A 12,678-nucleotide genomic window follows, 5' to 3' on the forward strand; every position below is an offset into this window, starting at 1 on the left:
GGGGGAGAACATGGAGAAAAATAAGAGTGGTACAAAAATATTGGATCGATTGATTACTTTAATTGTTTCATATAGCATAGCATTTTCTATTTTTGCACTTGCAACAACGGCAGTTGTGTATGGAAAATGGCTGTATTATTTTGAAATTGATTTTTTAAATATTCCTGATTTAGCGGATATGACGAAGGATGAAATTAAAAGAAATTACGATGTGCTTATTACATATTTATCCCCGTTTTATGACGGAGCATTACATTTGCCAACATTAGATATGTCTACAAATGGCCGTATTCATTTTGTAGATGTTAAAAATATTTTAGTAAAGATTCAATATGTGATGTATGCGACAATTATGATTGCAGTGATAGGCGGAATTTATTTATTAAAAAAGAAAAATGAAAAGTTTTTACTGCACGGATCGATTTTAACAATCATTTTTCCGATAGCGCTTATGTTACCAATCGCTATTAATTTTGAAAAGAGCTTTGTATTATTCCATAAGCTTTTATTCAGTAATGATTATTGGATGTTTGATATTGAAACGGATCCAGTTATATTAATGCTACCAGAGGAGTTCTTTATGCATGCTGCGTGTGCTATTTTATTATTCATTTTAGGTGGTAGTATACTTTGTTATAGTTTATATAGATATTTCGTAAAAAAGAAAAGGATGTCAAAGAAAAAATTCTCTGCTTAAAGAGAATTTTTTCTTTGTAAAACGATAATATATTTTTCGGTTCAGTTCTGTTCTATTCTTGTCCCAATTAACATATTTTGTACTAGTAGTTATAGGGGGGACCGGGATGAAGAGAACATTAATTGGATTGATAGCATTTCTAATTATAATGTTTCCATTACGTATATATGCTGAAGAGTGGAATGAGCTAACAGGGTTGTTAGATGACTCGTTACAGTTAGTGAAGCGTAATGAAGATGAAAAAGCAGTACAAGTATTACAACTTTTCTCAGAGCAATTTTTAATCAAGGGGAATGAAAAGAAGCAGGAAGTAACACCAGATCAAGTTAGAGTTATTTCTTTAGCTTACGACAAGGCGCAACAATCGCTCTTTGAAGAAGGTTTAGGTAAGCAAGCTAAAATGGATAATGTGCTGGCATTACAACTTGCTGTTGATGCGCAAGTATCGAAATATCAACCGCTTTGGATGGAAAGAGAAAGAAAAGTAATGGATGCCTTTTCTCAAATGGAAAAAGCGATGGAAAAAGAAGATGTTGGGCAGTTTCAACAAACGTTAAATACATTTTTAAATGAATTCAATATTATTTATCCAAGCTTAATGATTGCTTTGCCAGAAAACGAGGTACAGCGTGTAAATGCTCATTTATCTTATTTGGATGAATTTCGTAACGTTATGTTAAAAACGAAAGGCGGCCAAATGCAATTAGGGATTATTAAAGGGGATTTGCAAAAGATATTTCACACAGTAAAAAAGGATGAAATTGCACCCTCTCTCATTTGGTTTATGACAATTACTGGGGGACTTATTTTATTCACATTAACTTATGTTGGATGGAGAAAGTATAAAGGAGAGAGAGAGAAAAGAAAAAGTAATGTACATTCTAAAAATAGATAATGTAATAAGTAAAGATATGGATTGTAAGGTTTATTTATTGACAATAGTGGCAGAAGAAAATAGAATGAGAAGTACTATAATTAAAACTTCAATGGAGGTTCATGATGTTTTATTTAATTTACTTCGCGATCATAATGATCATACCGTTGTATGCACAGTCAAGAGTACGTAGTGCCTATAGCAAGTATTCACAAGTTTATTCAACATCAGGTATGACAGGAGCGGAAGTGGCTCGAAAAATTTTAGATGAAAATGGATTATACAACGTAGCTGTAGAAGAAACACCAGGTCATTTATCAGACCATTATGATCCAACCGCTAAGACGGTTCGATTATCAACAGATAACTATTATGGACATTCAGTTGCTGGTACGGCAGTTGCAGCACATGAAGTAGGACACGCAATTCAAGATGCAAAAGATTACAAATTTATGCGCGTTCGTCATTCGTTAGTGCCAGTTGCAAACTTTGGTTCGAATATGTCTTGGGTTTTCGTCCTAATCGGTATATTTGCACAAATGTCTGGTTTGTTGTTATTAGGTATCATTCTAATGGCAGCAGGTGTTGTGTTCCAGCTCGTTACATTACCAGTTGAGTTTGATGCGTCAAAGCGTGCGATGCAACAAATTGAAGCGTTAGGTATTGTATCAACAGATGAATATGGCCAAGCTCGTAAAGTATTAAATGCGGCAGCATTAACATATGTAGCAGCTGCAGCTGTAGCGGTATTTGAATTATTACGTCTCGTATTAATGTATACTGGTATGCAGCGTAGCGACGACTAAAGACTATCAATTTTGATAGTCTTTTTTTGTTGTGTGGCTTGAATTATATAATGTATTGCAAATAGAAATAATAGAAGTAATGCGGAAAGGCGGTGGGGGGAAATGAAATATCCAGACCATTTAGTAAAACAAGTGAAAGAGCGTAGTGCTCCTTATCAACTAGAAGGTTTTTTAAGTGGACAAGGCCCTGAAAATCCCAAATTTATGTTGTTAGGAGAAGCGCCTGGTGAAACAGAAATTCATAATGGGATTCCGTTTAGCGGGAGGGCGGGAAAACAATTAATGGGTTTTTTAGAGCGTATTCACGTTACAAGGGAAGAAGTATATATTACGAGCGCTGTTCGGAGTAGACCTTATAAATGGCGAGAGAAAAAAGAACGAAATGGTGAAATCATACAAAAAAAGTATAATAGAACGCCAAATCAAGGAGAAATAGTTGCCCATGCGCCTTTATTAGATTATGAATTAGAGAAAATAAATCCGAAGCTTATCGTCACGCTTGGAAATATCGGTCTTCAACGTTTAACAGGAAAAAATAAAAAAATCACAGATGTACATGGGCAATTATTAAAACAGCCCATTCAAAAATTAAAGGATATGCAAAGTGCAGAGTTTATATGGTCAGAGAATGAATATCATGTTTTTCCAACTTTTCATCCAGCTTCTATTTTTTATAATCGGAGTTTATTGGAGCTTATTTATGAGGATTTGGAGAAGCTTAAAAGACTTGTAATAAAAAACTAGAAAAGCTAAGGTGCTTTTCTAGTTACATTTAATTATGTAAAGGGTTTTTATTTTCATCTAACGTAAATCCTTCACCAACTACATCATGTACATCACTTACAGCGACAAAAGCATGAGGATCTACAGACGTAATAATATTTTTTAATTTCACGATTTCATTTTTAGCAACAACGCAATACAATACGTTACGTTCCACTTTTGTATACGATCCAACTGCTTTTAAAAAGGTTGCTCCGCGCTCCATTTCAGATAAAATTTTGGCAGCAATTTCATCGTTTTTCTCTGAGATAATAGTCGCTCCTTTTGCAGCATAAGCCCCTTCTTGCATAAAATCAATGACTTTAGCACCGATAAAAACAGCAACTAGCGTATACATGCCCTCGCGGTATGATAAATAGGTAAGAATAGAGACTACGATAACGACAGCATCAAACATAAACATTGTTTTTCCCATACTCCAGCCAACATATTTGTGAGCTAGTCGTGCGATAATATCTACACCGCCAGTAGTCCCGCCATATTTAAATATTATTCCAAGGCCGATACCTATAAATGCCCCAGCGAATAAAGCTGCGAGTGTCATATCATTTTGCAAGTTTAAATGTAAGTTTAGCACTTCGTAACGCTGGAAAATCCATAGAAATAAAGATACGCTAAAGGTGCCGATTAATGTATATAAAAATGTCGTTCTGCCAAGTAACCTCCAACCAATAAAAAATATAGGGATATTTAAAATTAAGTTTGAGTAGGAAGGATCAAACTTAAATAAAAAATACAATAATAGTGTAATACCAGTAAACCCACCCTCTGCAAGGTGGTTTTCAATATTGATATTGACAATACCGAAAGAAAATATAGCGGAACCGATTAAAATAAAAATAATATTTCGCATCTTCAATTTTGATGTCATATAGAAATCCCCCTAATTATGTAATGATTGCATTGCTCCGCTGAAACAGTAAAACATAATAATAAGTAATTTCTAGTTGCAACCCGATTGGTGTGCGCTGATTTTTTGCGAAAAGCACATAAAAGAAGTTTCACTTTACCCCGTACCAACGGCTTGTAGGAGATAAAGTTCTGAAGAAAGGCGAACCAGCCGTAGGAACCCGATTAGTTCGGGCTGATCTTTTGCAAAAATCGCAAAAGAAGTTTCACTTTATTATAGTCTATCCAAAAAAGGGTAGCAAATAGGTGTTTGGCGGGGAATAATATTTGTCAAATCGCGATGAATTGGCTAACATGAAAGAGGAAGGATTAGAGGTGAATAGTATGGAAGCAAAAACGATGAAAGATATGCAGAAAGAAGTAGATGCATATATTGGTCAGTTTAAAGAAGGTTATTTCAGTCCGCTTGCAATGATGGCTCGTTTAACGGAAGAAATGGGAGAGCTTGCAAGAGAGGTAAATCATTATTATGGTGAGAAACCGAAGAAAACAACTGAAAAAGAAAATAGTATTGAAGAAGAGCTTGGAGATGTATTATTTGTTATGATTTGTATGGCAAATAGTTTAAATATTGATTTAGAGACAGCACATAACATTGTAATGAACAAATTTAATACACGTGATAAAGATCGCTGGACACGTATTGATGAGGGAGAGAAAGAATAATGAAAGAAATTAAAGTAATTATCGCCGGACCAAGAGGACGTATGGGACATGAAGCAGTCCTTCTTATGGAAAGAACGGAACATTTAAATTTAGTAGCAGCAGTGGATTATAAGCATGGTGGTGAGAAGATTTCTGATTTACCTGGCATGCCAGCATTACATGCACCGATTTACGCTGATTTACATACTTGTTTAGATGAAGTAGAAGCAGACGTGTTGTTAGATTTAACAACACCAGAAGTTGGGAAACAACACGTTACACTTGCAGTTGAGCGTGGACTTCGTTCTGTTATTGGTACAACTGGATTTACAGAAGAAGAATTGGCACGTTTAACAGAGAATGCAAAAGAAAAAGCAGTAGGAACAATTATTGCTCCAAACTTTGCAATTGGTGCAGTTCTTATGATGAAATTCTCACAAATGGCAGCGAAATATTTCCAAGATGTTGAGGTAATTGAATTACATCATGATCAAAAATTAGACGCACCATCTGGTACAGCTGTAAAAACGGTAGAATTAATTCGTCAAAATCGTGAATCAAAGCAGCAAGGTCATCCAAATGAAGTAGAGCAACTAGCAGGTGCACGTGGTGCAAATGTAGACGGTATTCACATTCATAGTGTACGTTTGCCAGGGCTTATTGCACACCAAGAAGTAATGTTCGGTGGAGATGGACAAATGTTAACAGTTCGTCATGATTCATTCAATCGTGCATCATTTATGTCAGGTGTAAAACTATCAATTGAGACAGTAATGAACCTGGATCATCTTGTGTACGGTTTAGAAAATATTATCGACTAAAGGGGAGACAACGGATGAAAATTGCCTTAATCGCACATGACAAAAAGAAAAATGATATGGTTTCGTTTGCATACGCATATAAACCAATTTTTGAACAACATGAATTATTTGCAACAGGAACGACAGGGCTTCGCATTATGGAAGCGACTGGATTAGTTGTAACAAGATATCAATCTGGCCCTCTTGGTGGAGATCAAGAAATTGGTGCAATGATTGCAAAAAATGATTTAGATATGGTGATTTTCTTCCGCGATCCATTAACAGCACAGCCGCATGAACCGGATGTGAATGCATTGCTTCGTTTATGTGATGTATATGCGATTCCACTTGCAACGAATATGGCAAGTGCTGAAATGTTAATGCACGCATTAGAGCGAGGAGATTTAGATTATCGTAAGTTAAGAAAATGAGGGGAACAATTATGAGTGGATTACATATATTAGCGTTTGGTGCTCATGCCGATGATGTTGAAATCGGCATGGCTGGTACCATCGCTAAATATACAAAGCAAGGGTATGAAGTAGGTATTTGTGATTTAACAGAAGCTGATCTTTCTTCAAATGGAACGATAGAGTTGAGAAAAGAAGAAGCAAAGGTTGCAGCTCGTATAATGGGAGTAAAAACGAGACTGAATTTAGCGATGCCAGACCGTGGTTTGTATATGAAAGAAGAGTATATACGTGAAATTGTCAAGGTGATCCGTACATATAAACCAAAACTAGTTTTTGCGCCGTACTATGAAGATCGCCATCCAGATCATGCAAATTGTGCAAAGCTTGTGGAAGAGGCTATTTTTTCAGCAGGAATCCGTAAATATATGCCGGAACTTGCACCACATCGTGTGGAGTCTTTTTATAATTATATGATTAATGGTTTTCATAAACCGAATTTTTGTATAGATATAAGTGAGCACCTCTCTATAAAGGTGGAAGCATTAGAATCGTATGAAAGTCAGTTTTCAACAGGGAGTGATGGGGTTAAGACACCGTTAACAGAAGGATACGTTGAAACGGTGATTGCTCGTGAGAAGATGTTTGGAAAAGAAGTTGGAGTCTTGTATGCCGAGGGATTTATGAGTAAGAAACCGGTTTTATTACATGCTGATTTATTAGGGGGATGTAAATGAAATTAAAAATAGGTATTACATGTTATCCTTCTGTAGGTGGTTCTGGAGTTGTTGGAACAGAATTAGGAAAGCAATTGGCGGAACGCGGGCATGAAATTCACTTTATTACATCGGGTTTACCATTCCGGTTAAATAAAGTATATCCAAACATTTATTTTCATGAAGTGACGGTAAACCAATACTCTGTATTTCAATATCCACCATACGATTTAGCGTTAGCAAGTAAAATGGCAGAGGTTGCACAAAGAGAAAATCTAGACATTTTACATGTGCATTACGCAATACCACATGCGATTTGTGCATATTTAGCAAAACAAATGATCGGAGAGCGTATTAAAATTGTTACAACCTTGCATGGAACAGATATTACTGTGTTAGGTTCCGACCCTTCGTTAAATAATTTAATTCGTTTTGGTATTGAGCAATCGGATGTTGTAACTGCTGTCTCGCATTCATTAATTAACGAAACGCATGAGCTTGTAAAACCAAGTAAAGAAATTCAAACGGTATATAACTTTATAGACGAACGTGTATATTTCAAGCGTAATATGTCTCAATTAAAGAAAGAATACGGTATAAGTGAGAGCGAAAAAGTACTTATTCATATTTCGAATTTCCGTAAAGTGAAACGTGTGCAGGATGTTGTTCAGGCATTTGCTAAAATTGTTAAAGAAGTAGATGCGAAGTTGCTTCTTGTTGGAGACGGACCAGAATTCTGTACGATTTTACAGATAGTGAAGAATTTACATATTGAAGATCGCGTTTTATTCCTAGGCAAGCAAGATAATGTTGCAGAACTACTTGCGATGAGTGATTTAATGTTGCTTCTATCAGAGAAGGAAAGTTTTGGTCTTGTTTTATTAGAAGCAATGGCGTGTGGTGTACCTTGTATCGGAACACGGGTCGGAGGTATTCCAGAGGTTATTCAACACGGGGAAACAGGATATTTATGTGAAGTTGGCGATACAACAGGAGTGGCAAATCAAGCTACTCAGCTATTAAAGGACGAGGAACTTCATCGTAATATGGGAGAACGAGCAAGAGAAAGTGTTTATGAGCAATTTCGCTCAGAAAAAATTGTTTCACAATATGAAACGATTTACTATGACGTACTAAGGGATGACAAAAATGGAAAGATTTAAAAAAGCTAGTTCTATTATTGAGACATTAAAGCAACAAGGACATGAGGCTTACTTTGTTGGTGGGAGCGTACGAGATCTTATTATCGATAGGCCGATTGGAGATATTGATATTGCGACATCTGCTTTACCAGAAGAAGTGATGGCTATATTCCCAAGAAATGTTCCTGTTGGTCTTGAGCATGGAACTGTAATTGTTTTAGAAAATGGTGAGCCTTATGAGGTAACTACTTTTCGAACAGAAAGCGAATATGAAGATTTTCGAAGACCTAGTAGTGTTCAATTTGTTCGTTCATTAGAAGAGGATTTAAAACGTCGTGATTTCACTATGAATGCAATTGCTATGACAGAAGAAGGCGAAATGGTTGATTTATTCGCTGGACAGGAAGCCATTCAACAGAGAGAAATCGTGACAGTTGGAAATGCTGCGGATCGTTTTCAAGAAGATGCCCTGCGAATGATACGTGGTATTCGGTTTGTAAGCACGTTAGGTTTTTCAATAGAAACGAAAACGAAGCAAGCGATTGAAACGTATGGGCATTTGCTAGAACATATAGCAATTGAGCGCATTACAGTAGAGTTTGAGAAACTGTTAACTGGTACATATTGTGTGAAAGGTCTCAAAGAATTAGTAGAGACGAAGCTATTTTCTCATTTGCCATATTTACAAATGTCAGAAGAAAGACTCTTAACAGCTACGCGGTATAAATGGGATTCTTTCGAAACGGATATTGAGGCGTGGGCATTTTTCTTATATTGTATCGGAGAAGAACATCCATCTGTCTTTTTACGTCAATGGAAGTTTTCGAATAAAAAAATAAAAGATATTGTTGCAGTTTTATTGGCAATCCGTACTAGAAAGGAGAGGGGTTGGGATACAGTCCTTCTTTATAAAACGGGAATTCATATCGCTGAAATGGCAGAGAGAGTATATGAAGCGATGATTGAAAGCTATGACCCTACATCTGTTAAACGAGTACAATCAATGTTTCATGTATTGCCAATCCAGGAGCGTCAAGAAATGAATGTGACTGGTAATGATTTATTAAACTGGGCAAACAAAAAGCCTGGTCCGTGGGTTGCTGAAATGCTTCAGAAAATCGAGGAAGCAATCGTACAAGGGAACATAGTTAATGAGAAAGAGCGTATAAGGGAGTGGCTGCAAGGATGCAATCTACTATAAGAAAGCAGTTATTACAAGTTTTTTCTGAAGCGGATGGCGAGTTTGTATCCGGCCAAACGATTAGTGATAAACTTGGTTGTTCAAGAACTGCTGTATGGAAACATATGGAAGATCTCCGGAGTGAGGGATATGAACTTGAAGCTGTGCGTCGATTAGGTTACCGAATTGCAAGTAAGCCAGACAAAGTGACTGCTAATGAAATTCAGTTAGGGCTACAAACGAAGCGAATTGGTAGAACAGTGTATTTTGAAGAAACTGTTGAATCAACGCAGCACATTGCAGCAAAACTGGCTTATGAAGGTGCAGAAGAAGGAACTATCGTTGTAGCAGAAGAACAAACAGCGGGAAGAGGTCGTTTAAGCAGAAAATGGCATTCACCAAAAGGAACAGGAATTTGGATGAGTATTATTTTACGCCCATCGATTCCAGTTCATCATGCACCGCAACTTACTTTGTTAGCGGCTGTTAGTGTTGCACAGGCAATTGAAAAATGTACAGGTGTAGGCGTGGGAATAAAATGGCCAAATGATATTTTAATTCAAGGTAAAAAGGCTGTAGGTATATTAACAGAAATGCAAGCGGATCCTGATAAAATTAATGCTGTCATTATGGGCATCGGTATTAATGCGAATCAAAAGCAAGAACATTTTGATGAAGAAATTCAGCACATTGCTACTTCATTAGCGATTGAATCAGGTAAGCCGATTGTTCGTGCAGAACTTATGCAACAAATCTATTTACAACTAGAAAAATTATATGAAGAGTATTTACAAAATGGTTTCTCTGTCATTAAAATTCTTTGGGAAAGTTACGCTGTGAGCATCGGGAAAGAAATTACTGCTCGAACGATGAGAGAGACGATTACGGGGTTAGCGAAAGGAATCACAGAGGATGGTGTATTACTTCTGGAGGATCATGAGGGGAAAGTACATCATATTCATTCTGCAGATATCGAAATTAAGTAAAAGAAGTTCCTCTTTTGGAACTTCTTTTTATTTCAATATTTTTGAGTTGAATTTGTAACATGATAATAAATTCTTTTCATATTTAAAGTTCACTTCAAAATATCTTCCGTCTAGTTGGCCTGGCATGTTATTTGACGATTACTTTGCCTTCCATTCCTTTAAGAAGATGGTATCGACATATTAATTCATATGTACCAGTATTTTTAGGTTTCACGGTAATATTCTTTTCTTTTCCTGACTCGACTACGACGTCAATGCCGAGTTTTTTCACTGTAAAGGTGTGCTCGTTTTTACCTTTATTTTTCAATAGTAATGTTGTAGATCCTTCAAGCGGAATCGTGATGACATTTGGATTAAAGTAATCATCATTTAGTTCAACCTCAATCACGTTCGTTAAATCGGTGGGTTGTGTTACGACATTAACTGAGGAAAATACATGAAAGGATCCTAAAGACATCCACCATACAATCATTACAAGCAAACTGCTGAATCGAAATAACCACCTGTTCATAGACATCTGCAATTCTCCTTTGTTAAGTCCTTTTCCTCAATTAACCTGTATCATTAGTTTAAGAGTTATACTATACAGTTCAATTGATTATAGAAGAAATTAACTTAGATTTTTTTAACATGCGTTGAAAAAACATGTATCTTTTCAAGATTGAATTATCTATAAAAACTTTATCCCGCTATTTGTCGGGCTGATTAAATTTTCACTTTATAGCATATATACTCTCTTGTTAAATTTCATATACCGTAATAAGAATAAAAAATTATTTTTTCAAAAAAATGTAGTAATTCCTTTTTGTAGTTTGCTATAATTAGTTCGAATGTGGGCAGTATCAGAGTGAACTGCACCATGATTCGAAGTAATATGAAAAATAATAACTTGGATTCTGCCTTGATCCAATAACGGACTGGGACAGAGGGATGAATAATGCCGACTAACACACAACCCTTCTGCCCTTTTATGGCCAGAGGGGTTTTTTATATGATTTCGGCCATCTCCTCTCTCCTGCATAAAGGAGGAGTAGTTTTTGAAAACAAAAACAGATTTTTTGAAGATGAAAGAGCAAGGTGAGCCGATTACAATGCTAACGGCGTATGATTATCCATCTGCTAAATTAGCAGAAGAAGCTGAAGTTGATATGATTTTAGTTGGAGATTCTCTTGGAATGGTTGTACTCGGATACGATTCAACAGTACCTGTAACAGTAGAGCATATGATTCATCATACGAAAGCTGTACGCCGCGGAGCGAAAGAGACGTTTATTGTAACTGATATGCCATTTATGTCGTATCACGTATCATTACAAGAAACGATGATGAATGCACGCCGCATCGTTCAAGAGAGCGGGGCGCACGCACTGAAGGTAGAAGGTGCTGGAGAAGTTATATCAACGATTCAATATTTGACGAACGCAGGAATTCCTGTTGTAGCGCATTTAGGTTTAACACCTCAATCTGTAGGAGTGTTGGGTGGATATAAAGTGCAAGGAAAAGATGCGGAGAGTGCAAAAAAATTAATAGAAGATGCAAAGAAATGTGAAGAAGCTGGTGCAATAGCGCTTGTGTTAGAATGTGTACCAATGCAGTTAGCAGAACTTATTTCAGAACAACTAACAATACCAACAATCGGGATTGGTGCAGGACAAAAAGTAGATGGGCAAGTGCTTGTTTATCATGATCTTATCTCATATGGCGTAAATCGTGTTCCAAAATTTGTGAAGCAATATACGTCTGTTCAAGAGGAGATTGTGCGCGGGATTTCACAATACGTTACTGAAGTAAAGACAAGGCAATTTCCTGAAGAAAAACATTCGTTCACAATGAAAGAAGAAGACCGCTTAGCGTTATACGGGGGAAAACAATAATGAAAATCGTAACTACAGTGCAAGAGATGCAGCAAATTACAAACGAACTGCATGCAAGTGGAAAAAGTATTGGTTTTGTTCCAACGATGGGTTATTTACATGAAGGGCATGCTACCTTATTATGTAAGGCAAGAGAAGAAAATGAAATTGTAGTTTTAAGTGTATTTGTAAACCCGCTGCAATTTGGCCCAAATGAAGATTTAGATCGATATCCTCGTGATATTGATAGAGATGAAAATGTAGCAAAAGAAAACGGTGTAGATTATTTATTTTATCCGAGTGTAGAAGAAATGTATCCATCAGAACAAACAACAACAGTAGAAGTTGTGAAACGCACGGACGTATTATGCGGTAAACAAAGACCTGGTCATTTTGCTGGTGTTGCAACTGTACTAATGAAACTATTTAATATTACGCTGCCCACGCGTGCTTATTTCGGTATGAAAGATGCTCAACAAGTTGCAGTAATTGAAGGATTTGTAACTGATTTCAATATTCCAGTTACAATCGTACCAGTTGATATTGTAAGGGAAGAAGATGGATTAGCGAAAAGTTCTCGTAACGTGTACCTATCACAAGATGAACGTGAAGAGGCTCTTCATTTATACCGCAGTCTATGTATAGCGAAAGAAAGAATTGAGGCAGGTGAACGTAATCCGGAAATCATTACAAATCTTGTGAAAGAGTATATTGAGACGCATACGAAAGGCACTGTAGATTATGCGGATTTATATGCATATCCGTCATTAACAATGGTAGAGAAAGTCGAAGGACGAATCATTTTAGCTATTGCAGTTAAATTTGAAAATGTAAGATTAATTGACAATATAACATTAACGGTTAAATAAGGGGGAGC

At 36.4% G+C, this 12,678-nt stretch carries 15 protein-coding genes; 13 read left to right on the forward strand and 2 right to left on the reverse strand.

Annotation, left to right across the window (positions count from 1 at the left end):
- The first annotated feature begins 10 nt into the window (after positions 1 to 10).
- The 4 genes from ASE54_RS01225 (at position 11) to ASE54_RS01240 (ending at position 3,121) form a co-directional block, all read left to right on the forward strand.
- A complete protein-coding gene (locus tag ASE54_RS01225) occupies positions 11 to 697 on the forward strand; it encodes a TIGR01906 family membrane protein (RefSeq protein WP_000414366.1) in 687 nt (228 codons plus the stop codon).
- Between the two features lie 106 nt (positions 698 to 803).
- Positions 804 to 1,592 (forward strand): sporulation protein YpjB, encoded by a 789-nt coding sequence (gene ypjB / locus ASE54_RS01230; RefSeq protein WP_000831587.1) that lies wholly within the window; start codon positions 804 to 806, stop codon positions 1,590 to 1,592.
- A gap of 101 nt (positions 1,593 to 1,693) precedes the next feature.
- Positions 1,694 to 2,377: a zinc metallopeptidase gene (locus ASE54_RS01235; RefSeq protein WP_003258828.1), complete on the forward strand. Its 684-nt coding sequence runs from the start codon at positions 1,694 to 1,696 to the stop codon at positions 2,375 to 2,377.
- Between the two features lie 102 nt (positions 2,378 to 2,479).
- Positions 2,480 to 3,121 carry a uracil-DNA glycosylase gene (locus tag ASE54_RS01240; protein ID WP_000876853.1) on the forward strand — a complete coding sequence of 214 codons (642 nt, stop codon included), beginning with the start codon at positions 2,480 to 2,482 and terminating at the stop codon, positions 3,119 to 3,121.
- 28 nt (positions 3,122 to 3,149) lie between these two features.
- Here ASE54_RS01240 and ASE54_RS01245 read toward each other — a convergent pair whose 3' ends face one another.
- Positions 3,150 to 4,031, reverse strand: coding sequence for a YitT family protein (locus tag ASE54_RS01245; protein ID WP_000202121.1), 882 nt, complete (start codon positions 4,029 to 4,031; stop codon positions 3,150 to 3,152).
- Between the two features lie 362 nt (positions 4,032 to 4,393).
- Here ASE54_RS01245 and ASE54_RS01250 point away from each other — a divergent pair, with 362 nt between their 5' ends.
- Genes ASE54_RS01250 through ASE54_RS01280 form a run of 7 tightly spaced genes read left to right on the forward strand, consistent with a single transcriptional unit; the run spans position 4,394 to position 9,948 of the window.
- The gene (locus ASE54_RS01250) at positions 4,394 to 4,735 is read left to right on the forward strand and encodes a nucleotide pyrophosphohydrolase (protein ID WP_014894810.1); all 342 of its coding nucleotides are present in this window, start codon (positions 4,394 to 4,396) and stop codon (positions 4,733 to 4,735) included.
- A complete protein-coding gene (dapB, locus tag ASE54_RS01255) occupies positions 4,735 to 5,535 on the forward strand; it encodes a dihydrodipicolinate reductase (RefSeq protein ID WP_000658818.1) in 801 nt (266 codons plus the stop codon). Before ASE54_RS01250 ends, dapB begins: the two co-directional genes overlap by 1 nt.
- A 14-nt stretch (positions 5,536 to 5,549) precedes the next feature.
- A complete protein-coding gene (mgsA, locus tag ASE54_RS01260; RefSeq protein ID WP_000684765.1) occupies positions 5,550 to 5,945 on the forward strand; it encodes a methylglyoxal synthase in 396 nt (131 codons plus the stop codon).
- Positions 5,946 to 5,956: 11 nt separating this feature from the next.
- Positions 5,957 to 6,661 (forward strand): bacillithiol biosynthesis deacetylase BshB1, encoded by a 705-nt coding sequence (gene bshB1, locus ASE54_RS01265; RefSeq protein WP_000015671.1) that lies wholly within the window; start codon positions 5,957 to 5,959, stop codon positions 6,659 to 6,661.
- Positions 6,658 to 7,803 (forward strand): N-acetyl-alpha-D-glucosaminyl L-malate synthase BshA, encoded by a 1,146-nt coding sequence (bshA, locus tag ASE54_RS01270; protein WP_000768306.1) that lies wholly within the window; start codon positions 6,658 to 6,660, stop codon positions 7,801 to 7,803. The genes bshB1 and bshA overlap by 4 nt, the downstream gene beginning before the upstream one ends.
- A complete protein-coding gene (locus ASE54_RS01275) occupies positions 7,790 to 8,983 on the forward strand; it encodes a CCA tRNA nucleotidyltransferase (protein WP_000439309.1) in 1,194 nt (397 codons plus the stop codon). The genes bshA and ASE54_RS01275 overlap by 14 nt, the downstream gene beginning before the upstream one ends.
- Positions 8,968 to 9,948, forward strand: a complete 981-nt coding sequence (locus ASE54_RS01280; RefSeq protein WP_001192058.1) for a biotin--[acetyl-CoA-carboxylase] ligase — start codon at positions 8,968 to 8,970, stop codon at positions 9,946 to 9,948. Before ASE54_RS01275 ends, ASE54_RS01280 begins: the two co-directional genes overlap by 16 nt.
- A gap of 127 nt (positions 9,949 to 10,075) precedes the next feature.
- Here ASE54_RS01280 and ASE54_RS01285 read toward each other — a convergent pair whose 3' ends face one another.
- Positions 10,076 to 10,465 carry a cupredoxin domain-containing protein gene (locus tag ASE54_RS01285; protein ID WP_000062384.1) on the reverse strand — a complete coding sequence of 130 codons (390 nt, stop codon included), beginning with the start codon at positions 10,463 to 10,465 and terminating at the stop codon, positions 10,076 to 10,078.
- Between the two features lie 520 nt (positions 10,466 to 10,985).
- Between ASE54_RS01285 and panB the strand changes: the two genes are divergently transcribed.
- Both panB and panC read left to right on the forward strand, forming a co-directional pair.
- Entirely contained in the window at positions 10,986 to 11,822 is an 837-nt protein-coding gene (gene panB, locus ASE54_RS01290; RefSeq protein ID WP_000853118.1) for a 3-methyl-2-oxobutanoate hydroxymethyltransferase, read from the forward strand.
- The gene (panC, locus tag ASE54_RS01295; RefSeq protein ID WP_000707006.1) at positions 11,822 to 12,670 is read left to right on the forward strand and encodes a pantoate--beta-alanine ligase; all 849 of its coding nucleotides are present in this window, start codon (positions 11,822 to 11,824) and stop codon (positions 12,668 to 12,670) included. Before panB ends, panC begins: the two co-directional genes overlap by 1 nt.
- The last annotated feature ends 8 nt before the right edge of the window (positions 12,671 to 12,678 follow it).

This window comes from Bacillus sp. Root131, assembly GCF_001429475.1.
Taxonomy (GTDB): domain Bacteria; phylum Bacillota; class Bacilli; order Bacillales; family Bacillaceae_G; genus Bacillus_A; species Bacillus_A thuringiensis_S.